This is a genomic window from Paenibacillus arenilitoris (genome assembly GCF_014705655.1).
Taxonomy (GTDB): Bacteria; Bacillota; Bacilli; order Paenibacillales; family Paenibacillaceae; genus Pristimantibacillus; species Pristimantibacillus arenilitoris.
In genome coordinates, this window is the sequence record NZ_JACXIY010000032.1 from 60,041 (window position 1) to 85,068 (window position 25,028).

A 25,028-nucleotide genomic window follows, 5' to 3' on the forward strand; every position below is an offset into this window, starting at 1 on the left:
AAAAGACGAAGCTCCGCATTCGGCGAATCGCTGCAAAAGACGAAGTGCCGCATTCGGCGAATCGCTGCAATAGACGAAGCGCCGCACTCGGCTAAGCCGTCAACACCGCTCTGCGCATTCGATGAACGCGGACTGCGTCTCGCGCCGCTGCCGCTCGAGCCCCTCCAGCGGCCATGGGCCGCCGCCGCCCGCGATGTCGCCGGCGATGAGCTTCAGCATCCATAGCGAAAAGAGCGCGGAAAATAAATAATAACGCCTTTTGAATCCGGCTTCGAGCGTGCCGCCGTCCGGATGCCTCTCGACTTCCCGGACATAATGGTCGAGCAGCCTGTCTCTCGCATCCGGCGATACCGACTTCGGGAAGAGCGGGTGGGACAGATCGACGGCATGATAAATGTCCCAGTACCGGCAGTTCAGGTGAACATGCTCCCAGTCGAGCACCTTGATCTGACCGTTCAACATCACGTAATTTCCGACATGCAAATCCCCGTGCGACAAGACCGATGGAAAATGAAAACGTTCCTGCCGCAAGGCGATGCGGAATCGCTCCGGCACCGGGCCCGGATTATCGCCGCGGATACGTTCCGGCAGCCTATCCAATGTAGCGTCACATAACTGCACCGGCCCCCGGCCCGGAGGAGCGGCCACTAACGACTCCAGCATCCGCGGGTCTTCGAGCAGCGGCAGCATTTCGCTGCGGACCGCATCCGCGTTCGGCTTCGGCCCCCGCAGCGGGGCGCTGCGGTACGGCCGGGCGGGAATCGCGTGCCACGCCGCGACATGCGACAGCAGCGCCCGCGCGGTCTCTTCGTCGAATTCGTGCCGCAGCGGACCCAAGTCCTCGAACAGCGCCCAGCCCTCCTCGGAACCGCCGCCTTGCGAAGCGGCGAGCATCTTTGGATAGACGGGCGGGAAAGCCGGAAGGACGTTGTTGTAAATCCACGCTTCGCCGGCCCGGTTCTCGTCGCTTCCGATCGGCTTGAAGATAACGGATTCGGCGGGCGTGACGTTGATCCGTTCAACGAGCTTGCCGCCCATCCCCTTGTATATCGTCTCCCTCCGCCAAATCCTTTTATCGTCGATCCGTCCGTCCGGCGTGACGATGTGCCGCATGCTTGCCGCTCCCCCTTATGATTCGATTGATGACCTCCGAGAAGACGAGACCGATCGCGATCGCCCCGGATATCATGAACGCCTTGACGGCGAACTGCACGGCTAGGCCGTAGTTGTCGACCACGACGTTCCGCATGGCGTCGTAGGCGAGTCCCCCGGGTACGAGCGGGATGATGCCGGCGACGCTGAATACGATAATCGGCGTTTTGTATTGTTTGGCGAACAGTTGGCTGATGACGGTGACCGTAACGGCCGCGATCAAGGTAGCCGCAATAGCCCCTGCGGATAGCCTCATCCCAATCGTATAGACGAGCCAGCCGGCCATGCCGACCGCCCCGCAATGCGGCAGCGTCCGCTTCGGGACGTTGAAGATAAGCCCGAAAGCGGCGGACGCGATAAAGCTGGTCAACATTTGTTCCAAAATCCACACGGCGCTCACTCCCGGGTACGAATTAATAAAACGACAGCACGGCGGCGATGCCCGAGCCGATCGCGAAAGCCGTCAGGAACGCCTCGGCTCCCTTCGACAGTCCGGATACGAGATGGCCCGCCATCAAGTCTCTGACCGCGGCCGTAATATGCAGGCCGGGAACGAGGGGCATGACGGCGCCAATAATGATTTTGTCGAGGTCGAAGCCGAACCCGGCGCCGACGAACAGGACGGACATCGTCCCGATTAGCAGCGCGGTAAGGAATTCGGCGAAAAACTTGATCGGAACGACCCGGTGCAGCGTCACGAGAAACCAATACGCGGCGCCGCCCGCGGCGACGACGGGCAGGAAGTTCGGCCAGCCGCCGCCGAACATGAGCAGGAAGCAGCCGCTTGCGGCCGCGGCGGCGAGCACTTGCAGCCAGACCGGGTAGGCGGAAGCGGCTTCGTCGACCTCCTTGAGCAGCCGGTGCGCTTCGTCCGCTTCGAGCTCCCCGCCGCTGATTTTCCTCGAAATATCGTTAACCAGCGTCACCTTATGTAAATTCGTCGACCGTTCGGAGATCCGGATCAGCCTCGTCATTTGGGCCGCGCCGTCGATGGCGAAGATGATGCCCGTCGGCGTCACGAAGCTGTGCGAGCTCTCGATGCCGTAGGCTGTCGCGATGCGGACCATCGTGTCCTCGACGCGGTACGTTTCTCCGCCGTTTTGCAGCATGATTTTGCCGGCCAGCAGGCAGATTTGCGTAATGTCCTGGCTGGAGGGGGACAGGAGGCCGTTCATGGCTTGCTGCTCTCGAATTCTTCGCGAATACGGGCCAGCAGGGCCGGGTCGGCGTACACGTCATAGGCCGTCGCCGCGAGCATCTTGGCGCCGAACAGCATGCCGTCCAGGGCGTAATCCGTCATCGCCGCGTCCCGGAAACCTTCGGTATGCAAGAGCAGCTTCTCCTGCACGACCTGGACGTACGGATGAATCGCCGGGCAGCGGACGGATACGTTGCCGAGATCGAGCGAGCCGTGATCCTTCCCGGTTTCGATCCTCTCGGGCGCGATGCCCGCCTGGATCAGATTGGCGTTGAATTGCCCGGACAGCGTTTCGTTCGTCATCAGCTCGTCATAGGAATATTCGTACCGGCTGACCGTCAGCGTGCAGCCGGTCTGCAGGGCGGCTCCTTCCGCGCAGCGCAGCACCTTCGCGGTCAGCTCGTCCGTGTACGTCCTCGTCGCAGAACGGACATAGAACTTGGCCGACGCGTAATCGGGGATGATGTTCGGCGCCTGGCCGCCGTTGTCGATAATGCCGTGAATGCGGGCGTCGCTTCTCGTCTGCTGGCGCAGCGCGTTGATGCCGTTGAACAGCGAAATGACGGCGTCGAGCGCGTTCACGCCTTCGTGCGGGGAGGCGGCCGCGTGCGAAGCGGCGCCGGCATATTCGAAACGGAGCGCGTCGAGCGCGAGCGACTCGCCGGACCGTTCGAAGGCGTAGTACGGATGGGCCATGAGCGCAAAGTCGCAATCGTCGAACAAGCCGGCCTCGGCCATCGGCACCTTGGCGCCGCGGGTCTCCTCCGCGGGCGTGCCGTAGACGCGGATTTTGCCGCCGATGCCGCCGGCGTCGAGAGCCGCTTTCAAGCCGACCGCGGCGGCGATGCCCATGGAGGCGATCAGGTGGTGGCCGCAAGCATGCCCGAGCTCCGGCAGCGCGTCGTATTCGCATAGGAAGGCCGCCGTCGGGCCCGGCTTGCCGGTATCGTAGACGGCGAGGAAGGAGGTCGGGATGCCGAGCACCCCGCGCTCCACCTCGAAGCCGAACTGCGCCAGCTTGCCGCATAGGAGATCGGAAGCGAAAAATTCTTCGTGGCCGAGCTCTGGACGGCTGCCGATCGAGCGGGAGACGTCGCGGAACGTATCCGCGTGATTGTCGATTTCCGCAAATAGCTGTCGTTTATGAGGCATGGTCGGGTAACCTCCTATAATGGTCTGCGAAGCGGCTGGCGCTCCGGAAGGACGTATATACCTGCAGCGAAGGCTGAAACCGATTTAATTTCAATTTTTGCAACTAAGCGACCTAAATTGATCGGATCGGGACGAATAGTTGCAGTTTCTGAAGTTATATCAACGATTTTAGGCGGTTGGACTCATGGCAGGAGCGAGTTATATCAAAATTTGAAATTGCAGCTCCCTTGATCGGTGCTATGCCGGCGTTAATTTCAAAAAGTGAAATTAATCGTGGCTTCCAGTGAAATTAATCGTGCCTTCCAGTGAAATCAATCGTGTCGTCCTTGGAAACGCTGAGCCCGCCGGACGATGCGGTACCTCGCAGGAATGTCGTCCTCCGGTGCATGGAGTCCGCAGGATGGTGCGTCCCGCGTACGGCTGTCCGTCCGAGCGGCGCTCAACGGATGCCGTGGATCTTCTTGAACTGCTCCGGGCTCAGCCCCTCGATCCGGCGGAAGACGGAGCTGAAGTAACTGGGCGAATCGAAGCCGACGCGTCTCGCGATCTCGTGCATCTTGATCTCGCCCTCGCGGAACATCAGCTCCTTGCTGCGGTTGACGCGCTCCCGGTTCACGTATTCCATGGGCCGCATTTTCATCGCTTTCTTGAAGAGCAAGCACAAGTATTGCGGCGTCACGTCGATGCAAGCCGCCAAGTCCTTAATGGCGATCGGCTGATCGTAGTGCGATTCGATATAGTCGAATACCGGATGCAGCTTCAGCACGTTTTGCTCGACCGAATGGGAGCTGACCATAATAACCTTCATCAAATCAAGCAAAAACATGTAGACGAGCTTGGAGCATTCGATGCCGAGAAAGGCGCGGCCGGACTGCGTCATCGCGTAAATGTTTTTCATGTGGGTGACGATCATGTCGTGGTCGGCCGTGGAATAGACGCCCGATTTCGTGATGCCCGCCTGCTTGAACAGCGTATCGGACAGCTCTCCCTTGAAGCTGAGCCAATGAATCTCCCAAGGCTCCTGCGTGGCAAAATAACGATGCGGCTCGTTCGGGAACAGGCAGAACCCTTGACCGGCGCGGACGGTCATTTTCTGATCGCCGACGTGAAGCTCGCCTGCCCCGGACATAACTTGCAGCCATTGAAAATGCGGATACCCGCCGGGCCGGTCGATCGTCTCCTGGTTGTGCCAATGCCCGATACTCGTCAAATAGACCGGGAGTTCGGTGTCCGATTCCGTCAAGATCGGAAAAACCATCGTGTCGATAGTCGTTACCTCCTGTTTCATATCTTTAAAGCCATGCGAAAATACTATCATTTTATTGGATTAAACGGCGAGTTATAATATGAATATCATTATAGTATATCCAATAATGGCAACAATCAAGACGAACCTGGAGGGAATGGACATGAGCAACAAATTTCCGCCGATCAGCGGCAAAATTCCGCAAATGCTGCATGGCGCAGACTATAATCCGGACCAGTGGCAAAAATACCCCGAGGTGCTCGAGGAAGACATCCGGCTCATGAAACTGGCGCATTGCAACGTCATGTCCGTCGGCATCTTCGCCTGGGCGGCGCTTGAGCCCGAGGAAGGCGTATTCACGTTCGACTGGCTCGATTCGCTGCTCGACAAGTTCGCGGCAAGCGGCATTTATGCCCTGCTCGCGACGCCGAGCGGCGCGCGGCCGGCCTGGATGTCCCAGAAGTATCCCGAGGTGCTGCGCGTCGCTCAGAACGGCATCCGCAACCTTCACGGCGCGCGCCACAACCATTGTTTCAGCTCCCCGGTCTACCGCGAGAAAGTGAAAATCATGAATACGAAGCTCGCCGAGCGCTACGCGCATCACCCGGCGGTCATCGGCTGGCATATTTCCAACGAATACAGCGGCGAATGCCATTGCAACTACTGCGAGGAAGCGTTCAGGGGCTGGCTCCAAAACAAGTACGGCACGCTCGTAGCGCTTAACGACGCATGGTGGACGACGTTCTGGAGCCATACGTACACCGACTGGAGTCAGGTCGAATCGCCGACGGCGCGCGGCGAGAAAGCGGTGCACGGTCAGAACGTCGACTGGAGACGGTTCGTGACCGACCAGACGGTCGACTTCTGCCGCAACGAAATCGAGCCGCTTCGCGCGGCGAACGGCGAGCTTCCGGTTACGACGAACTTCATGCTCGATTTCGAGCCGCTTAACTATTGGAAGTTCGCCGACCTGCTTGACGTGATCTCTTGGGACGCTTATCCGACGTGGCATGACAAAGGCGGCGACGAGAGCGAGCTGGCAGCCTGGATCGGCTTCAACCACGACGTGTTCCGCTCGCTGAAGGGCGGCAAGCCGTTCATGCTGATGGAGAGCACGCCGAGCATGACGAACTGGCAGCCGGTGAGCAAGCTTAAGCGTCCGGGCATGCACATGCTGTCCTCGCTGCAGGCGGTCGCGCACGGCTCCGACACGGTTCAATATTTCCAGTGGCGTAAGAGCAGAGGCTCCAGCGAGAAGCTGCACGGCGCCGTCGTCGACCATGTCGGCCACGAGAACACGCGCGTCTTCCGCGACGTCGCCGAGCTGGGCGCAGCGCTCGGGAAGCTGTCGGAGGTCGTCGGCACTTCCGTCAAGCCGGAAGTCGCCCTCATCTATGATTGGGAGAACCGCTGGGCGGTCAAGGATTCGCAAGGCCCGCGCAACGGCGGCCTTCATTACGAGGAAACGGCGAAGCGCCATTACCGTCCCTTCTGGGATTTGGGCGTGCCCGTCGACGTCATCGACTCGGAATGCGCCTTCGATTCGTACAAGCTGATCGTCGCGCCGATGCTGTACATGGTTCGACCGGGCGTCGGGGAGCGGATCGAGCGGTTCGTCGAGAACGGCGGCACGTTCGTCGCCACGTACTGGAGCGGAATCGTGGACGAGAACGACCTGTGCTTCCTGAACGGCTTCCCGGGACCGATGCGCAAGACGCTGGGCATTTGGTCGGAGGAAATCGACTCGCTGCATGACCATGATTCGAACCGCGTCGTCATGAACGACGGCAATGCGCTTGGCTTAAGCGGCGAATATTCGGCGCGGGAGCTTTGCGACCTGATCCACCTCGAAGGCGCCGAGGCGCTGGCCGTCTACGGAGAGGATTTTTATGCCGGACGTCCCGCGCTGACGATTAATAAGCTCGGCAAAGGGAAGGCCTACTATATCGCGTCGCGCAACGAAGCGGCGTTCACGAACGCGCTGCTTGCCCGGATCGTGGAGCAGGAAGGCATCAAGCGCGTTCTCGACTCGGAGCTGCCGCCAGGCGTTACGGCCCAGCTGCGGACGGACGGCGACAGCGACTATGTATTCGTGTCGAATTTTGGCGCGGAAGCCGCTTCGCTCAAGCTGGACGGCCGCCGCTACAGCGACCTGCTGTCGGGAGTAGATCTGGAAGGCACATTGGCGCTGGACGCGTACAGCTGCCGGATTTTGAAACGCGAAACCAAATAAAGAGCATTTAAGCAGTTTAGCTGCGTGCAACGTACTTTCGTGCGTTGCGCGCAGCTTTTTTTATCGAGTTAACATTGCGATAACATTTCTGCTTATTGGTTTTAATGCTTCAGACCTATAGTTGGGAAATAGAGAGCATGAAAGGTAGGGTGATGGCATGCGGGAAGCGGTATTGGAGAAGACTAAGGAAGCAGATTTGCCTGCGGAAGCAGATTTTCGGGAAAAAGGACAAGCTCCTGACCTTGTTCGTTCGAGCGTCCGGTTGACGGATTTCCTGCGGCAGGCGCCGACGGTCGCATCCGGGCAAAGCTGCAGGGAAGTCATAGCGGTATTCAAACGGGAGGCCGACAGCGAATGCGTCGTCGTAACCGGCGAGCATGGGTCTCCGGTCGGATTGATGATGCGGAACCGGTTCTTCCTCAAGCTGGGCCACCGGTTCAGCGCCGACTTGTTCTACGACAAGCCGATCGCGAAGCTGATGGACGATCATCCGTTGACGGTCGAAACGGACGGCGATCCCAGATTGCTCATCGACAGCGCGTTGAGCCGTGAGGACGGCGTCCTGTACGACTGCGTCATTGCGACTAGCCAAGGCAAGCTCTCCGGCATATTGACGGTTTCCGATCTGCTTAAGCTGTCTAGAAGTCTTCAGCAGGAGGCGCTGGACATGCAGATGAGAACGATTCGGTCGGCGGAGCGGCAAATGAACGAAATCGCGGGGGCGGTCAGCGGCGTGCGGGAATCGACGGCGCAAGGCGAGACGCTCTCCGCCCAGATGGTCGACTTGACGCTGACGGGCAAAAACGAACTGGACAAAGTGACGAAGGCGTTCGAGGCGATTGCCGGTCATTCCCGCGTGCAGGAGGAGCGGATGAACGAGCTGCAGGCGGAAGCGGGCTCGATAAGCAAAGTATCCATCCTGATCAAGGAATTGGCGGAGCAAAGCAATCTGCTGGCGCTTAACGCTTCGATCGAGGCGGCCCGCGCCGGCGAGCACGGCCGCGGCTTCGCGGTCGTTGCCGGCGAGGTCATGAAGCTGGCAAGCCAGACGAAGCAGTCGGCGAACGAAATAACGAAGCTGACGCGTACGATCGTTGACGCTATCGCGCATACGACAGAGCTGGCGCAAGCCGGGCGCTCCGAGACGGCGGCAAGCGAGGCGCACGTGCATGAAGCGGTGCAAGCCTTCAACCGGCTGTTCCGGGCGGCGGCGGACAACCGCGGCAGCGCGAGGCAGATCGGCTTGCTTGCTGACAAGGCGCAGCAGCAGTCGATTCATGTCGCGGCGGAAATGAACAAATTGCAGCAATTTTATATTTAACACGGAGTTTACAAAACCGGAATACCGGATTTACAAACGGCTAGTAGTATTAGAGACGCAGGGGCTGGCCCCGATAGATTACAATTGAGGAGTGGTAGAGTTGTTAAAGAAAAAAAGCTTTAAGGGGATCTTGATGTCGACTATGGTAGCTGCTTTGGTATTCGCGGCGGCATGCGGCAACAACGGTGGCGGCAACGAAACGGGCGGAGCATCCAACGCGCCTACCAACGCGGCAACGAACGAAGCTTCGAACGCTCCAACGGAAGAAGCGGCCAAACTGTCGGGCGAAATTAAAGTAGACGGCTCCAGCACCGTGTTCCCGCTGACGGAAGCGGCTGCCGAAGAGTTTAACAAATTGCATCCGGACGTTCGCGTTCCTGTCGGCGTATCCGGCACGGGCGGCGGTTTCAAGCAGTTCTGCGCCGGCGAGATCGCAATCGCGGACGCTTCCCGTCCGATCAAAGAAGAAGAAGCGGCGGCTTGCAAAGAAGCAGGCATCGAGTATACAGAGCTTTCGGTAGCATTTGACGGATTGTCCGTCGTCGTAAGCAAAGAAAATGACTTCATCGACCACCTGACGGTTGAAGAGCTGAACAAAATTTTCGTAACGGGCAGCACGGTTGCCACTTGGAAAGACGTTCGCGACTCGTTCCCTGCTGAACCGATCGTCATGTTCTCGCCAGGCGCAGATTCCGGCACTTACGACTACTTCAACGAAGCAATCCTTGATAAAGCAGGCATCCGCAACGACAAAGCGATCAGCTTCTCCGAGGACGACAACGCGCTCGTTCAAGGCGTATCCGGCAGCAAATACGGCATCGGCTACTTCGGCTTCGCGTATTTCGAAGAAAACCAAGATAAGCTGAAGCTCGTTCCGATCGACGGCGGTACAGGTCCGATCGCGCCTTCGAACGAAACGATCAAAGACGGCACTTACGCTCCGCTGTCCCGTCCGCTCTACATCTATTTGAACAACAAAGAGCTGGAGCGTCCGGAAGTGAAGGAATTCGCGAACTTCTACATCGAAAACATCGGATCGTTGGCTGGCGAAGTCGGCTATGTCGCGCTTCCAGACGAGAAATACGCCGAAGAAGCCGCAAAAATTCAATAATCGAACTTAAATATCGCAACAAACGGCGCAAGGAAAAATGTGGTGTCTCGTGGGACATCACATTTTTCTCGACGCAAATGTAAACGAATTGTAAAGGCAAGAGGGAGGACGCCGCCATGCCAAGGCAAGAAGCGCTAACGGTTCGTCAATCGCAAACCGAAAGCAAGCAGGAATTATACAACTTCAAAAACAAGCGCGTAAGCGTCATGAATAAGCTGATGCCGGTTCTGCTGTTCCTATGCGCATCCGTATCGGTTCTTACGACAATCGGGATCGTCATTACGCTCATTACGGAAACTTACCAGTTTTTTCAGAAAATACCGATTTTCGATTTCTTGTTCGGAACCAAATGGTCTCCGCTCATTCCGCCGAAGAGCTTCGGCGTTCTCCCGTTATTGTCAGGTACGCTGATGATCACCTTTATCGCCTGTCTGGTCGCGATTCCGATCGGTCTGGCGAGCGCCATCTACTTGTCGGAGTATGCGCCCAAGAAGGTCCGCAAAGTGATCAAGCCGATTTTGGAAGTGCTCGCGGGCGTTCCGACGATCGTGTATGGTTATTTCGCCCTAAGTCTTATTACCCCTTTGATACAGAAGGTGTTCGACAGCGCCGGCGTATTCAACGCGCTGAGCGCCGGCATCGTCGTCGGCATCATGATCATTCCGATGGTATGCTCGCTTAGCGAAGACGCGATGTCCGCCGTACCGCGGAGCTTGCGCGACGGCGCTTATGCGCTTGGCGCGACCAGGCTCGAGGTGGCGCTGCGAATCGTCGTGCCGGCCGCCTTCTCGGGCATCGTCGCTTCGGCCGTGCTCGCCTTCTCCCGCGCGATCGGGGAGACGATGATCGTTACGGTAGCGGCGGGCTCGACGCCGAATATGACCGTGAACCCGCTGGACAGCATTCAGACGATGACCGCCTATATCGTACAGGTCAGCTTGGGCGACACGCCTCACGGCACGGTTGAGTACGGATCGATCTTCGCCGTTGGCATGACGTTGTTCGTCATTACATTCCTACTCAATATTCTTGCCCAATTCATCGCGAGAAAATTTAGGGAGGAGTACTAAGATGAACAACATATTCCAAGACGCGAACCGGCAGCAGATCGCCGGCCGGCGCCGCATGGACTGGGTGCTGCATATCCTGTTCGTCGTCGCGACCTCCATCGGCGTCGTCGCGCTGTGCGCGCTCATCATCGATATTCTCGTCGACGGGCTCGCCCGGCTGCAGCCGGACCTGTTCACCAACTTCCCGTCGCGCAAGGCCGACGGCTCGGGGATGAAATCGGCCCTCATCGGTACGATTTACATGCTGCTCATCATGGCGCCGATTTCCTTCATCTTCGGCGTAGGGGCGGCGATCTATCTGGAAGAATACGCGAAGAAAGGCCGCCTCACGCGGCTGATCCAGCTGAACATCAGCACGCTCGCGGGCGTTCCTTCGATCGTGTACGGTATTTTGGGCCTCGCCCTGTTCGTCCGGCTGTTGGCGCTCGACCGTAGCCTAATCGCGGGCGCCTTGACGATGACCTTGCTCGTGCTTCCGATTATTATCGTAGCGGCGCAGGAAGCGATCCGCGCGGTGCCGAAATCGCGCCGCGACGCCTCGTTCGCCCTTGGCGCCACCAAGTGGCAGACCGTGTCGCGTTCGGTCATGCCGTCCGCGCTGCCGGGCGTATTGACCGGCGTCATTCTGGCGATGTCGCGGGCGATCGGGGAGACGGCGCCGCTCGTCATGATCGGCGCGCTGACGTACGTCGCGTTCCTGCCCAAGGGCATTACGGATTCGTTCACCGTTATTCCGATTCAAGTGTACAACTGGCTTTCCAAGCCTCAGCTTGAGTTCAAGGAGCTTGCGGCCAGCGGTATTATCGTTTTACTCGTCCTGCTCCTGCTGATGAATTTCTCGGCCATTCTGCTTCGCAACAAGTACCAGAAGAACATCTAGGAGGATAAACGATATGGAAGCACTAATCAATATTAATAAATTGAATTTGTTCTACGGCGCTTTCCACGCTTTGAAGGACGTAACGCTGACGATTCCGGAGAAGGCGATCACCGCGTTCATCGGCCCGTCGGGCTGCGGCAAGTCGACGCTGCTGCGCACGCTGAACCGGATGAACGACATGATTCCCGGCACGCGCATCGAAGGCGGCCTTTCCATCGGCGGCACGGAGATTTATTCCAACGAAGTCGACGTCGAGACGCTCCGCAAAAAAGTCGGCATGGTGTTCCAGCAGCCGAACCCGTTCCCGAAATCGATCTACGACAATATTGCCTACGGACCTCGTCTTCACGGCATTACAAGCAAGAAGGAGCTTGACGAGATCGTCGAGACCAGCTTGAAGTCCGCCGTATTGTGGGACGAGGTGAAGGATCACCTGAAGCGCTCCGCCTTCGGCCTGTCCGGCGGCCAGCAGCAGCGTCTGTGCATTGCCCGCGCCCTTGCGGTCAATCCGAACATCCTGCTGATGGACGAGGCGACCTCGGCGCTCGATCCGATCTCGACGCTGAAGATCGAGGAGCTGGTGCAGGAGCTGAAGGACAGGTATACGATCGTGATGGTCACGCATAACATGCATCAAGCGGCTCGCGTATCGAATCAGACGGTGTTTTTCTTAAACGGCGAGGTCATCGAGTACTCGGATACGGAGAAGCTGTTCTCGAACCCGGCGGATCAACGCACCGAGGACTACATTAGCGGACGCTTCGGCTAAGCCGGGCGCACCGGGAAGCCGGCGACGTTTCAACCTGCTTGCCAGACGTACTTATAGGAGGAATGCCGCAGTGATGACAAAACGCAAAGAGTTCGATCAGGGACTGGAAAAGCTTCATCAGCTCATTATCGATATGGGCAACTTCGTGGAGAACGCGCTCGCGGAATCGATCGAATCGCTGAAGGCGTCCGACATGGCGCGAGCGAACACGGTCATTAAGAACGACGTGACTCTGAACCAGATGGAAGAAAAAATAACCGAGCTCGGCTCCAGGCTGATCGTGACGCAGCAGCCGGTGGCGAAGGATCTGCGCCGGATTTTGTCCGCGTTCAAAATCGCCAGCGACCTGGAGCGGATGGGCGACTTGGCTGTCGACGTGGCGAAGGTCGTCATTCGCATTGACGGGCAGGAGCTGATTAAGCCGTTGATCGATCTGCCGAGAATGGCCGAAATCGTGCAGACGATGACCTACGAATCGATTCAGTCGTTCATTCAGGAGAACGTGGACCTCGCTTACAAAATGGCGAAGGACGACGATCAGGTCGACGCGCTGTACGGCCAAATTACGCGCGAGCTTTATTCGCTCATGATGGAAAATCCGCGCAATATTACGCAGTGTTCTCTGCTGAGCCTGGTCGGGCGCTATTTGGAGCGGTTCGGCGACCATGCGACGAATATCGGCGAGAGCGTCGTTTACCTCGTGACGGGCAGCCGGCCGGATTTAAACGTATAATTATCCATAATTTCTGGAAAGACCGTTGGGGCGGATAAGCTTTAACGGTTTTTTTAGTGATCGAGATTGGTTCTTAGGAACTATTATTTGTCGGATTTTACCGAAAATTTACCGTTTCCTAGATCTTACTTCACATTTGCCTGCTATAGTGAGCTTAATTATGAAGTTGACGATAGTTGATTGAGGGGATCCGCATGGATGAGGTTGGGGTTGGATTATTCAATCGGGACATGATCCGAAGCATTAAGGACCGCTGGCACAACGGCGGGATCGGCGTCATCTACGTAAGCTTCGGGTCCGGCAACACATCCGCCGAACCGGCCTTGCAGCATTGGGAGAGCGGGGAGAGGGGATTGTTCTGGCGGCAGCGGCTGGAGACGGACTGCTTTTATTTGTTCGGCTGGCTGCAGAAGGGCGAGCCCGTCGCCAGGCTGACCGCGCTGGCCGAAGAACGCTTGCGGCGGATGCTGCGGCTATCGTCGCAGGAAGCGGAGACCGCGTCCGGCGAAGACGTCCTCGCGCATGCGAGGATAGGCATGGCCGTCGCTTACCCGCCGATAACGGGACGATCCACGGAGACGGTCATCTACCGGATGCTGCTCGAGGCGATGGAGCAGAGCGGCGAGATGCCGGGTCATGGCACGATGCATTCGGATCTGCCGAAGGATCAGGAAGCGCAGGCGATGACCGCTAACGGCCGGAACGGGACTTATCCGGCGATGCCTTGGGGGAAGTCGGTCCGAATCGGCGAACTGGCCGTGCCCTTTCCAATCTTTCCGGCCAGGGCAAAGGTGTCCGAGGTGGCGCAGCTGTTCGATGCGAACGCAAAGGCGCAAGGAGCCGTCATCGTCGATCAAGGCAGGCCGATCGGGATACTGATGAAGGAGAAGCTGCACCAAATGCTGGCCGGCCAATTCGGCCTTCCGCTCTACTGGAACAAGCCCGTGGTGCGGATCATGAACGATCAGCCTCTCATCGTCGACGAGCAGCTGCCGGTCGAACAAGTATCGCAGCTTGCGATGGCAAGGGAATTTTCCCAATTGTACGACGTGGTCCTCATTACGAAGGAAGGCAGGATGGCGGGTGCCGCCTCGATCCGGTCGATTCTCGAATGCATGACCGCGATGCGGACGGAGGCGGCAAGGGGCGCGAACCCGCTGACGGGTCTGCCGGGCAACGAAGGCATCAGGCTGGAGCTGCGCCGAAAAATCGCGGAGGGGCGGCCGTTTGCCGTTATATACGCGGACTTGGACTACTTCAAATGGTATAACGACTTCTTCGGATTCGCGCTCGGCGACGATCTGATCCGGTATTTGGCCGCGGTGCTTCGAGCGGAGCTTGAGCGGCATGGCAGTGAAGCCGATTTTGTCGGCCACATCGGAGGCGACGACTTCATCGCGGTCACCGGAACGGAACGCGCGGAGACGCTTTGCCGGGCGCTCATCGAACGTTTCGACGGCGGCATCAAAGCGTTCTACGGCGGCGTGGAAGTCAAGACGGTAGAGGATCGGCACGGCAACCGGATCGAGCAGGAGGGCGTCACGCTGTCGCTGTCGCTGATGCTGTGGGACGGAGAAGTGCCGCTCACGCCCGAGTACATATCGAAACGTTCGGCAGTGCTGAAGAAGCAGGCGAAAGCGGTGAAAGGCAGCGCCTATGTCATGGATCATATAACAGGAACGCAACTTGGAGAGGGACGACAGTGAAATTGAGACAACTTCGGGCGATTGAGCAGCTAAGCGGCATGGAATACGGTAACGCGGGCCATCTGGGCATCATTTATTTGTCATGGCAGCGCGCGGCTTGCGACGGGAAGGACGACGATTCGCGCCTGATGGAGCAGTGGAGGAGGTTCGCCGAAGGCGAAGCGGAAGCCGCCTTCAAGGATTTCCTGCTGTTCGAGGGCATGCACTGGATGAACGACGATCTGTTCCTGTGCATGCGCCTGCCCGGCGGAAGAAGGGAGCTGCTGGAGAACTGGCTGCTTGAGCTGGCGCACGAGCATACGGCGAGCTGGGAACGGCGCTTCCTGGATGAGCTCCCGGCCGGGGATAAGACGCTATGGAAGCGCAAGCTGCACGCGGGCTTCTCCGTCGTGGCGGCCGAACCTGGGCAAGCCGAGCAATTGATCGGCTACGAAGCGATGAAACAGGCGATTCTGCACGGCCGGTCCGCGGGCGCGATGGAGCGCAGCCTGAGGAGGCGGGAAATCGATCGTCTGCTCGAGCGGCGGCAGATCCATCCCGTCTATCAGCCGATCGTGTCGCTTTGGGACGGCGCCGTATTCGGCTACGAGGCGCTGGCGCGGACGGACAGCCGGCAGTGGTTCCCGGGACCGATGGAGCTGTTCCTGTTCGCCGAGCAGGAAGGGCTTACCTATGCACTCGACCGGCTCGCCAGGGAGAAGGCGATCGACGGCTGCATCCCGCTGAACCGGAATCAGAAGCTGTTCATCAACGTCATGGCCCAGATTATGGAGGACCCGGGCTTCTCGCCGGGCCAAACGCTCAGCCTGCTTGAGCAGCATCGCCTGTCGCCGCATCACGTCGTCTTCGAAATTACGGAGCGCAGCTCGATCGACGATTTCGGCACGGTGAAGAAGGCACTGGAGCATTACCGGAGCCAGGGCTACCAGATCGCGATCGACGACGTAGGCGCGGGCTACTCCTCGCTGCAATCGATCGTCGAGCTTCGGCCGGACTATCTCAAGGTCGACCGCTCGATCATCCAGAACATCCACCAAGACGAGATGAAGGAGCATATTCTCGGCACGCTTATTCAGCTCGCCTTCAAAATGGGCATATCGATCATCGCCGAAGGCATCGAGCGCGAGGAGGAGCTGGAGAAGGTACGCTCGATGGGCGTTCATTACGCGCAGGGGTATTTGCTCGGGAGGCCGGCCCCTTTTGCCTGAGTGCGGGCGGTTCACGATTGGCACAAAAGGGCTTTTCTCGGGCGCCGATGCTTGGGGAAAGCCCATTTTGTGGTATAATAACGGGAATGTACGGTACCTAAAGCGAGGTGTTGAGACCATATGGAAAAATGGATGTTAATTGACGGGAACAGCATTATTTACCGCGCGTTCTTCGCGCTGCCGCCTCTGACGAATTCCGCCGGCAAGCATACGAACGCGGTGTTCGGCTTCACGACGATGCTGCTGAAGCTGCTGGAGCAGGAGAAGCCGACCCATGTGCTCGTCGCGTTCGACGCCGGCAAAATCACGTTCCGCCATGAAGGCTATACCGAGTACAAGGGCGGAAGGCAGAAGACGCCGCCAGAGCTGTCCGAGCAATTCCCGGTGCTCAAGGAGCTGCTCGGCGCGTTCGGCATTTCCCAGTTCGAGCTGTCCGGCTACGAGGCGGACGACATCATCGGCACGTTGACGCGAAGGGCGGACGAGCAGGGCGTTCCCGCCGTCGTCGTGACCGGCGACAAGGATATGCTGCAGCTTGCTTCGGACAATATTACGATCGCGGTTACGCGCAAGGGCGTCAGCGAGGTCGATCTTTATTCGCCGGATGCGATCAAGGAGAAGTACGGTCTTGAGCCGCTGCAGATCATCGACCTCAAGGGGCTGATGGGCGACGCGTCCGACAACATACCGGGCGTGCCCGGCGTCGGCGAGAAGACGGCGCTGAAGCTGCTCCACGAGCACGGGACGGTCGAGAACGTCCTGGACAACCTGGACAAGCTGAAGGGCAAGCTGAAGGAAAATATCGAGACGCACAAGGACAGCGCCATGATGAGCAAGAAGCTGGCGACGATCTACCGCGAGGTGCCGATCGAGCAGGAGGCGGACGAGATCCGCTACGGCGGTTACGATTCCGGGAAGCTGGCGGAAGCGTTCCGCAAGCTGGAATTCAAATCGCTGATCGATCGGCTCGAGCTGGGCGCGGATGCGGGCGAGGCGGAGGACGCGGCGCAGGCGGCGGCTTCCGAATTGACGATCCGCGTTATCGAATCGGAGTCGGACGCGGCGGAGCTCGACCGGCTGCTGCGGTCGCTCGGCGAGTCGGAGGAGAACGGCTTGTTCATCGAATCGATCGGCGAGAATCCCCATCACGCGGAGCTCGTCGGCCTCGCGATCGCGACGGAGGAGGCGGTATACGTTCTTCCTTTCGCCGCGCTCGCAAAGCCGTTCGCCGCGAAGCTCCGCGACTGGCTGGGGCAGCCGGACAAGCCGAAATACGGCTTCGACCTGCATAAGAACGAGCTTGCCCTGTTATGGAGCGGCATCCGTCTCGAGGGGGCGGCGTTCGACGTCCAGCTGGCCGCTTACCTGCTCGATCCGACGGATACGAGCCAGACGCTCAGCAGCGTCAGCGACAAGCACGGTCTGCCGGTACTGCCGACCGACGAGGCGGTATACGGCAAAGGCGCGAAGTTCAAGCTGCCGGACGAGCAGACGCTGTACCGCCATCTGGCGCTGAAGGCCGAAGCGGTGCGCCGGCTCGTGCCGGTGCTTACGGAAGAGCTGAACCGCACGAACATGAGCAAGCTGTATTTCGAGATGGAGCAGCCGCTCGCGCGCATTTTGGCGGGGATGGAGCATCTCGGCATCAAGGTGGAGAAGGAAGAGCTGGAGAAGCTCGGGGTCGACCTGGAGCGTCAGCTGACGACGATTATAAGCGATATATACAAGCTTGCCGGTACCGAATTCAACATCGGCTCGCCGAAGCAGCTCGGGGAAATCTTGTTCGAGAAGCTCGGCTTGCCGGCGAAGAAGAAGACGAAGACGGGCTACTCGACCGATGCCGAGGTGCTCGAGGAGCTTGCCCCGTATCACGAGATCATCTCGCTTATTCTGCATTACCGCCAGCTTGCGAAGCTGCAGTCGACCTACGTGGAAGGGCTGCTGAAGGAGGTTCGCGGCGAGACGGGCAAGATTCATACTTACTATCGGCAGACGATCGCGGCGACGGGGCGGCTGAGCAGCCAATTCCCGAACCTGCAGAACATTCCGATCCGACTGGAGGAAGGCCGCAAAATCCGCAAGGCGTTCGTGCCTTCGAAACCGGGCTGGTCCATTCTGGCGGCCGACTATTCGCAGATCGAGCTTCGCGTCCTTGCGCATATTTCCGGGGACGAGAACTTGAAGGAAGCGTTCATTCACGATATGGACATCCATACGAAGACGGCGATGGACGTGTTCGGCGTGACGGCCGGGCAGGTGGACGCGAATATGCGCCGCCAGGCGAAGGCGGTCAACTTCGGCATCGTGTACGGCATCAGCGATTTCGGCCTGTCGCAGAACCTCGGCATTACGCGCGCGGAGGCCGGTAGATTCATCGAACAGTACCTGGACGTGTTCCAGGGCGTGCGGCGGTTTATGGACGACATCAAGAAGGACGCGAAGCGGGACGGGTACGTGACGACGCTGCTCGGGCGCAGACGGTACCTCGCCGACATTAACGCCTCCAACTTCAATCTGCGTTCCTTCGCGGAGAGGACGGCGATGAACACGCCGATTCAAGGTACGGCCGCGGATATCATCAAGCTGGCGATGGTTCAAATGGACGCAGCGCTCCGCGAACGCGGGCTGAAGAGCCGCATGCTGCTTCAGGTGCACGATGAGCTCGTGTTCGAGGTGCCGGAGGAGGAGCTGGAGCTCATGAAGAAGCTCGTTCCGGATACGATGGCCGGCGCTCTGAAGCTCGACGTACCGCTGAAGGCGGACGTCAGCTACGGTTCGAATTGGTACGAGGCGAAATAGCCCATCGGCCCGCGGTTTCAGGTATAATGGTTGTTGAGGTGAGGAGAAATGCCTGAATTGCCGGAGGTAGAGACGGTAAGAAGAACATTGAACGAATTAGTCGCGGGCAAGCGAATCCGCTCCGTTACGGTGAAGCTCCCGCGTATCATACAGCGCCCCGCCGAGCCGGAGCAGTTCGCGGATGCGCTGGCCGGACGCCGGATCGAGACGGTCGAGCGCCGCGGCAAGTTTTTGCGCATTAGGCTGGACGGACTCGTGCTCGTATCGCATTTGCGAATGGAAGGACGCTACGGCGTGTTCGCCTCGGACGAGCCGGTCGAGCTTCACACGCACGTCATCTTTCATTTCGACGACGGCACGGACCTGCGTTACAAGGATGTCCGGCAGTTCGGCACGATGCACTTGTTCGAGCCCGGCCGGGAGTTCGAGCTGCCCCCGCTGAACAAGCTCGGGATCGAGCCTCTCGAGGCGTCGTTCACGCTCGAAACGCTTATAGGCAAGCTTGCGAAACGGTCGACGAAGATAAAGCCGCTTCTGCTCAATCAGGAGCATATCGTAGGCCTCGGCAACATATACGTGGACGAAGCGCTGTTTCAGGCCCGCATCCACCCGGAGCGCACGCCGGACACGCTGAAGCCGGCCGAGTGGAAGCGGCTGTACGAATCGATCCGCGCCACGCTCGCGCGCGCCGTCGACGCCGGCGGCTCGTCGATCAAGTCGTACGTGAACGGCCAGGGCGAAATGGGCATGTTCCAGCATCAGCTGCTCGTGTACGGCAGGAAGGACGAGCCTTGTCCGAGCTGCGCGAAGCCGATCGAGAAATTTACCGTGGGCGGCAGAGGCACGCATATTTGCAGCAGATGCCAGCCCATCGCGAAGACGCGCAAGACCGCGGCCAAGTAGCGGTTCCCGCTTCGCATGCACCGTCAAAATCTCCCCGCATATGATAGTGGTGTTACGAACGATAGGCGAATGTCTACTCGCGGATAGGTCGCGAGATTGAACAGTCGCCGTGCGGGGAGGGGCTTTTCGATTGTTCGCGCATGTTGCATCGTTGCTAGTGCTTGCGTTTGCGGTTAGTTTGGACGGATTCGGCGTCGGCGTGACCTACGGTTTGCGTCGGATCCGCATCCCGTTGCTGTCCGTGCTGATCATCGCCTGCTGTTCGGGTCTCGTCATCTATGCGTCGATGCAGGTCGGCGGCTGGCTGACGGGCTTCCTGTCCGAATTCGCCGCGCGCCTGATCGGCGCCTGCGTGCTTATTCTGATCGGAGGCTGGGCGTTGTTCCAGCTGAAGCGCGGCAAGCAGAGCCCGGAAGAAGGCGAGGGAGAAGGCGTCCGCCAGGGAGGGACCGTAGCGCGGATTTCCGCGAAATCCGGCCACGGCGAGCTGGCCGGCGCGGCGCTTATTGTCATGGTCGAGCTGAAGCGGCTCGGTCTCGTCATTCAAATTTTGCGGACGCCGCAAGCGGCCGACGTCGACAAGTCGGGCACGATCTCGGCCTCCGAGGCGGTCATGCTCGGCGTGGCGCTGTCGCTCGACGCATTCGGCGCCGGGCTCGGAGCGGCGATGCTTGGACTGCCGGCTCTGCCTACCGCGCTTGCGATCGCGGCGGCGAGCGCCATGTTTCTGGTCGGAGGCATCCGGTTCGGCTTCCGCTTCTCCGCCTGGCGGGGAATGCAAACCTTGTCGCTGCTGCCAGGGATATTATTAATCGCGATGGGAATCATGAAGCTGTTATAAGGTTGAGGTGAAGAAGGATGAGAATCGGGTTAACAGGCGGAATAGCCAGCGGCAAAAGCACGGTCGCCCGCATGCTTGCGGAACGCGGCGCGCTGCTGGTCGATGCCGATCAAGTCGCCAGGGAGGTCGTCCTTCCCGGCGAGAAGGCGCTGGAGGCAATCGCCTCTGCGTTCGGACAAGCCGTCCTTGAAGCCGACGGCTCCCTGAACCGCAAAGCGCTCGGCGATATCGTGTTTCGGGACAAGGCCAAGCTCGCCCGGCTCGAAGCCATCACCCATCCCGCCATCCGGGAGCGCATGCAGCATCGCATACATAGCTACGAAGAGCGGCATCCGGACCGGTTGGTCGTTGCGGATATCCCGCTGCTGTATGAGACGAAGCAGCAGCATCTGTACGACGGCGTCATGGTCGTGTACGTTCCTTCGGATCTGCAGCGCGCGCGTCTGATGGAGCGGAACGAAATACCCGCGGAGGAGGCCGAGCGCCGGATTTCGCTGCAGATGGATATCGAGGAGAAGCGGCGTCTGGCCGATTGGGTCATCGATAACGGCGGGACGCTCGCGGAGACGGAGAAGCAAATCGATCTTTTTTGGAAAAGCCAGCGTCTGCCATGAAAATATTGATCAAAAAAAGAGTATTGCTCGTGCTGCTGCTGGGCCTGATTACGGTATTGTTTTTGAAATCCGACTGGCTCGGCGCTTATATGTATCCGATCTATTACAAGCAGGACATTCGCGCCAGCGCCTCCAATTACGGCGTCGAGCCTCATCTGGTGGCCGCGATTATCCGCAGCGAAACGAATTTTAAGACCGGCCGCGAATCGCGCAAGGGCGCCATCGGCTTGATGCAGCTCATGCCGGACACGGCCGACTGGGTCATCCAGAAAGCGGGCTTCACCGACGTGACGGAGGACATGCTCCGGCACCGGGCCGACGTCAGCATCGAGGTGGGCTCCTGGTATTTGAATTCGCTCAATCGACAATTCGGGCAAAATAAAATCGCCGCGATCGCCGCCTATAATGCCGGTCCGGGTAATGTCCGGAAATGGCTTGACGCGGGCGTGTGGGACGGCAAGATGGAGAGCGTGAAGCAAATTCCTTTCGGTGAGACGAGGCACTATGTACAGCGGGTCATTTATTATTATAATAAGTACAAGGATTTGTATCCGGCCTTCTGATCGTTACATCATGACGCGAGAATAAAAACGAGCCTTGGAGGCCCATCTCATCGTGGACGGGCCCGGCCAAAGCTGCTTATTCATACAAGCTTAATGAATCATTATTTGAATTGGCCAGCAAGGGATTGCTCGGCAATTTGGACTAGGCGGCGGGTAATCGAACCCCCGATGGAGCCTGCGTCGCGTGTAGCCATGTTGCCGTAGTATCCGTCTTGCGGAATTGCGATGCCAAGCTCTTGAGCAACTTCGTATTTCATTTGGTCAAGTGCTGCAGTCGCTTGCGGAACAACCAGTTGGTTACTGCTGCGGGATGCGCTCATGTCTGTTCACCTCCTTGCGGTTGGTAAACGTATTATGTGCAATATTTCGAAGGCTATTACAGGGATTACATGGAAATTTTATTTTTCAGAGAAAAAATTTTTGAAACCCCGTTTCAAGGACTTAAGGAAAGGAGGCGAAAGCCGCATGAAATGCCCTTATTGCGACTATGCCGGCACCAAAGTGCTCGATTCCAGACCGGCCAACGAGAACAAATCGATCCGCCGCCGCCGCGAATGCGAAAAGTGCAGCCGCCGGTTCACGACGTTCGAAATGATCGAGGAAACGCCGCTCATCGTCATCAAGAAGGACGGCAGCCGCGAGGAGTTCAGCCGGGACAAAATATTGCGCGGCCTCATTCGGGCGTGCGAGAAGCGTCCCGTGCCCGTCGAGCGTCTCGAAGTGATCGTATCCGAGGTCGAGAAGGAGCTGCGCACGACGGCGCTTGCCGAGGTCGACAGCAGCGAGATCGGCAGCCTCGTCATGAATGAATTGTACCCCGTCGACGAAGTCGCATACGTCCGCTTCGCTTCCGTTTATCGGCAATTCAAAGACATCGACATGTTCATGAAGGAACTCAACAACTTATTGTCCAAGCATCCGCTCAACCGGATGATCGAAAAAGAAAGTGAGCGTTAAGTTGGGGAGGCCACCTACCAGGAGGCCTCGGCATAACTGCAGTGCTGTGAATGAATATATAGCGTCTTGGAATGAGCTTTTGCTGGCGGGTTTGCGTGGATGCGCAGAGCCCGCCTTTTCTATTGGCGCTGCACTACGTTTAGGTCGTTCCGTTGCCTTCAATGCAAGCACTTTGCCTTGAAACCACAGAAACACTTCTCCATCAAGAGTCTCGCGGACCTCGGGCGGTCATCTTCGCGCTTATGCGCCATGAAGAGGACTTGGCAAGCGTGTAGATCGATCCGTTGTAGCCAAACGTATTGCCGGAGCCGAGTTGCCTAACTTCCGTTTGGTTGGGTAAGCGGAAAATCATATGTCGGTTGCTGTACAGACTAAGCGGAACGCCATATTTCGGATGCCCTGCAGCAGAAGGATTATTTGGATTGGTTGGCGTTTGTAATCATAAGGGGGATATGGGAGAAGAAATTATTATTTATGACCGTAAGTATATGTAAGAGATGATGAAGGCGAGATGAATGAGCGCATAAAAAAAATCCCTCATAAGAAGGATATCGTTTCACATTATGGTGGAGCGTAGGGGGGTCGAACCCCTGACCTCTTCGCTGCCAGCGAAGCGTTCTCCCACTGAACTAACGCCCCAAATCAGTGATGACTTTATTATTATACATATTAGAATTATTAAACGCAAGCGGAAATTATTGATTCAATTCTTATGAGCTTTTTGATAGAATATGGTAGTGAAACATGATTAATAGGGGGGCGTGTTTATGGCAGTCAAAGAACCAAGTATATCTAAACGTGCGGCTTGCTTTTATCGTGTATCTACTAAAGGTCAACTTGACGGTGATGATATCCCAATGCAAAAGCGCGCTTGCCGTGATTTTGTTGATCGAATGGGATGGGTTGTTGTTAAAGAGTACATAGAAAAAGGGGTATCTGGATATAAGGTATCAGCAAGTGATCGTGATGAAATTCAGCGAGCTAAATCGGATGCTGAAAATGGTATTTTTGATGTGCTATTATGCTTCATGTTTGATAGACTAGGTAGGAGAGCCGATGAGACACCATTTGTGTTAGAATGGTTCAGCAAAAAAGGTGTTGAATTGTGGTCAACAAAAGAAGGGGAACAAAAATTTGATGAGCATAATGATTTGTTATTCAATTACCTTCGATTCTGGCAGTCCAGCGGCGAAAGCAAAAAGACAGCAATGCGCGTCAATGAGAAGCATGAGCAGATGACTAAAGACGGAATATTTAGAGGGGGAAAGCCTCCATACGGTTATAAGTTGGAGAAGTCAGGTGAAGTTAACAAAAAAGGTAAAGAGTTAGTTAAGCTTGTTATCGATGAAGGACAGGCCAATGTGATTAAACGCATATTTAACTCGGTTTATGAAGAGGGTTTGGGAAGTAACAGGATAACCAAATACCTTAATGAAGAGAACATACTCTCACATAGCGGTGGTAAATGGACAACAGGAACAGTCAATTTTATATTACGTAATCCCATTTATAAAGGGTATATGGCATATGGTAAACGCAAGTCTAATGAAGGTTTGTATGAGATGCAAAGTAAGGATAATTGGATTCTTAGTGAGCAGAAGAATAAAGAATTAGCAATCGTATCGGAGCAGATTTGGGACAAGGTGCAACAACTAAGAATGTCTCGTTCACCTGACAAAATGAAAAAGGATGATATCCAAAGGCTGAATGTTACAAAAAGCCCTTTGTTATTTGTAGGGAGCATCAAGTGTGGTCATTGCGGATCTCCATTAACAACGACGTATAATTCTAAGACGTATAAGCTAAAGGATGGGACGGTTAAAAAGTGGTCTCAAGCCAAATATAGATGCAGTGGCAAAGCAATGGGAAAAACTGAATGTGACGGTCAGACCATTTACTCACAAACTCGAATTGAGAGGACTGTATTAAATGAAATTCAAGTGTACATAGAGCAGTTAATACTGGTGGACTATACGGAGCAAATTGATAAGTATAAGAAGCAGCATTTTCATGGCGATGAAAAGCAATTCAAGAAACTTCAGAATGAATTAGAGAGGCTATATGTAGATTTATCTACACTCAAAAGTGAAGTGGCAAAAAGTATACTTGGCAAAAGTGCATTCAAGCCAGAAATGTTAAGCGGACTTATTGATGATAAAGAAATTGAAATCAGCAATCATAACAACCTGATTGAGAAATTACAACTTGAAATGAAAGCAAAGAAGCTTGAGATAACCGAGATGGAAGAGTTGAGACGGAGCATTCCAGTGTGGAAAGATGAGTTCGAAAATGCTTCACACGAGAAACAAAAAATGATGCTTTCTTACATCGTCGATAACATCATTGTTTATAAGGACTCGATTGAATTGAATGTGAAGTTAAATGTTACTAACTTCATCGGGTCTATTAATGGTAGTGAAAGAAACGTAATGGGGGCTCCACCAAAACAATAAATTCAAACCACTTCATCTGAAGTGGTTTTTTTATTGTTTAGGAAATTATGCGAATCTAAAAACTGTGGATAATTACGTCGAAATAAATAGGGGGGAGATGGGCGTGGAGAAACAGGAGA

22 protein-coding genes and 1 tRNA gene are annotated in these 25,028 nt (G+C 56.8%); 16 read left to right on the forward strand and 7 right to left on the reverse strand.

Annotation, left to right across the window (positions count from 1 at the left end; genetic code table 11):
• Positions 1-99: 99 nt before the first annotated feature.
• From IDH41_RS23510 to IDH41_RS23530, 5 genes are all read right to left on the reverse strand, one after another.
• Positions 100-1,113 (reverse strand): phosphotransferase, encoded by a 1,014-nt coding sequence (locus IDH41_RS23510; RefSeq protein ID WP_190865461.1) that lies wholly within the window; start codon positions 1,111-1,113, stop codon positions 100-102.
• Entirely contained in the window at positions 1,073-1,525 is a 453-nt protein-coding gene (locus IDH41_RS23515; protein ID WP_190865510.1) for a threonine/serine exporter family protein, read from the reverse strand. Before IDH41_RS23515 ends, IDH41_RS23510 begins: the two co-directional genes overlap by 41 nt.
• A 40-nt stretch (positions 1,526-1,565) precedes the next feature.
• Complete coding sequence (locus tag IDH41_RS23520) at positions 1,566-2,327, reverse strand: threonine/serine exporter family protein (protein ID WP_190865463.1); 762 nt, start codon at positions 2,325-2,327, stop codon at positions 1,566-1,568.
• Complete coding sequence (locus tag IDH41_RS23525; protein WP_190865465.1) at positions 2,324-3,502, reverse strand: M20 family metallopeptidase; 1,179 nt, start codon at positions 3,500-3,502, stop codon at positions 2,324-2,326. Before IDH41_RS23525 ends, IDH41_RS23520 begins: the two co-directional genes overlap by 4 nt.
• 439 nt (positions 3,503-3,941) lie before the next feature.
• Positions 3,942-4,790 (reverse strand): AraC family transcriptional regulator, encoded by an 849-nt coding sequence (locus IDH41_RS23530; protein WP_190865467.1) that lies wholly within the window; start codon positions 4,788-4,790, stop codon positions 3,942-3,944.
• A 121-nt stretch (positions 4,791-4,911) separates the two neighbouring features.
• On the opposite strand from IDH41_RS23530, the gene IDH41_RS23535 reads away from it, so the two are divergent.
• The 14 genes from IDH41_RS23535 to IDH41_RS23600 all read left to right on the forward strand — a co-directional run bounded on the left by IDH41_RS23535 (position 4,912) and on the right by IDH41_RS23600 (position 21,499).
• Positions 4,912-6,981 (forward strand): beta-galactosidase, encoded by a 2,070-nt coding sequence (locus IDH41_RS23535; RefSeq protein WP_317890808.1) that lies wholly within the window; start codon positions 4,912-4,914, stop codon positions 6,979-6,981.
• Positions 6,982-7,138: 157 nt separating this feature from the next.
• The gene (locus IDH41_RS23540) at positions 7,139-8,302 is read left to right on the forward strand and encodes a methyl-accepting chemotaxis protein (protein ID WP_190865469.1); all 1,164 of its coding nucleotides are present in this window, start codon (positions 7,139-7,141) and stop codon (positions 8,300-8,302) included.
• A gap of 133 nt (positions 8,303-8,435) precedes the next feature.
• The gene (locus IDH41_RS23545) at positions 8,436-9,413 is read left to right on the forward strand and encodes a PstS family phosphate ABC transporter substrate-binding protein (protein WP_190865471.1); all 978 of its coding nucleotides are present in this window, start codon (positions 8,436-8,438) and stop codon (positions 9,411-9,413) included.
• A 206-nt stretch (positions 9,414-9,619) separates the two neighbouring features.
• A complete protein-coding gene (gene pstC / locus IDH41_RS23550; RefSeq protein ID WP_223830001.1) occupies positions 9,620-10,483 on the forward strand; it encodes a phosphate ABC transporter permease subunit PstC in 864 nt (287 codons plus the stop codon).
• 1 nt (position 10,484) lies between these two features.
• Positions 10,485-11,363 (forward strand): phosphate ABC transporter permease PstA, encoded by an 879-nt coding sequence (gene pstA, locus IDH41_RS23555; RefSeq protein ID WP_190865475.1) that lies wholly within the window; start codon positions 10,485-10,487, stop codon positions 11,361-11,363.
• Positions 11,364-11,376: 13 nt separating this feature from the next.
• Entirely contained in the window at positions 11,377-12,132 is a 756-nt protein-coding gene (pstB, locus tag IDH41_RS23560) for a phosphate ABC transporter ATP-binding protein PstB (RefSeq protein ID WP_190865477.1), read from the forward strand.
• A 73-nt stretch (positions 12,133-12,205) separates the two neighbouring features.
• Positions 12,206-12,865, forward strand: coding sequence for a phosphate signaling complex protein PhoU (phoU, locus tag IDH41_RS23565; protein ID WP_190865479.1), 660 nt, complete (start codon positions 12,206-12,208; stop codon positions 12,863-12,865).
• Positions 12,866-13,059: 194 nt separating this feature from the next.
• The gene (locus IDH41_RS23570) at positions 13,060-14,571 is read left to right on the forward strand and encodes a GGDEF domain-containing protein (protein WP_190865481.1); all 1,512 of its coding nucleotides are present in this window, start codon (positions 13,060-13,062) and stop codon (positions 14,569-14,571) included.
• Positions 14,568-15,779, forward strand: coding sequence for an EAL domain-containing protein (locus IDH41_RS23575; protein ID WP_190865482.1), 1,212 nt, complete (start codon positions 14,568-14,570; stop codon positions 15,777-15,779). The genes IDH41_RS23570 and IDH41_RS23575 overlap by 4 nt, the downstream gene beginning before the upstream one ends.
• Before the next feature lie 120 nt (positions 15,780-15,899).
• Entirely contained in the window at positions 15,900-18,578 is a 2,679-nt protein-coding gene (polA, locus tag IDH41_RS23580) for a DNA polymerase I (protein WP_190865484.1), read from the forward strand.
• 48 nt (positions 18,579-18,626) lie between these two features.
• The gene (gene mutM / locus IDH41_RS23585) at positions 18,627-19,481 is read left to right on the forward strand and encodes a DNA-formamidopyrimidine glycosylase (RefSeq protein WP_190865486.1); all 855 of its coding nucleotides are present in this window, start codon (positions 18,627-18,629) and stop codon (positions 19,479-19,481) included.
• Between the two features lie 130 nt (positions 19,482-19,611).
• Positions 19,612-20,322 (forward strand): MntP/YtaF family protein, encoded by a 711-nt coding sequence (locus tag IDH41_RS23590; RefSeq protein WP_190865488.1) that lies wholly within the window; start codon positions 19,612-19,614, stop codon positions 20,320-20,322.
• 17 nt (positions 20,323-20,339) lie between these two features.
• Positions 20,340-20,936 carry a dephospho-CoA kinase gene (coaE, locus tag IDH41_RS23595; RefSeq protein ID WP_190865490.1) on the forward strand — a complete coding sequence of 199 codons (597 nt, stop codon included), beginning with the start codon at positions 20,340-20,342 and terminating at the stop codon, positions 20,934-20,936.
• A complete protein-coding gene (locus IDH41_RS23600) occupies positions 20,933-21,499 on the forward strand; it encodes a lytic transglycosylase domain-containing protein (protein ID WP_190865492.1) in 567 nt (188 codons plus the stop codon). Before coaE ends, IDH41_RS23600 begins: the two co-directional genes overlap by 4 nt.
• 101 nt (positions 21,500-21,600) lie before the next feature.
• Here IDH41_RS23600 and IDH41_RS23605 read toward each other — a convergent pair whose 3' ends face one another.
• Positions 21,601-21,819: an alpha/beta-type small acid-soluble spore protein gene (locus tag IDH41_RS23605; protein WP_190865494.1), complete on the reverse strand. Its 219-nt coding sequence runs from the start codon at positions 21,817-21,819 to the stop codon at positions 21,601-21,603.
• A gap of 145 nt (positions 21,820-21,964) precedes the next feature.
• Here IDH41_RS23605 and nrdR point away from each other — a divergent pair, with 145 nt between their 5' ends.
• Positions 21,965-22,456 carry a transcriptional regulator NrdR gene (gene nrdR / locus IDH41_RS23610; RefSeq protein ID WP_190865496.1) on the forward strand — a complete coding sequence of 164 codons (492 nt, stop codon included), beginning with the start codon at positions 21,965-21,967 and terminating at the stop codon, positions 22,454-22,456.
• A 564-nt stretch (positions 22,457-23,020) separates the two neighbouring features.
• On the opposite strand, the gene IDH41_RS23615 is transcribed toward nrdR, so the two are convergent.
• Positions 23,021-23,095 (reverse strand) — tRNA-Ala (locus tag IDH41_RS23615).
• A gap of 128 nt (positions 23,096-23,223) precedes the next feature.
• Here IDH41_RS23615 and IDH41_RS23620 point away from each other — a divergent pair.
• Entirely contained in the window at positions 23,224-24,909 is a 1,686-nt protein-coding gene (locus IDH41_RS23620) for a recombinase family protein (protein ID WP_190865498.1), read from the forward strand.
• Positions 24,910-25,028 lie beyond the last annotated feature (119 nt).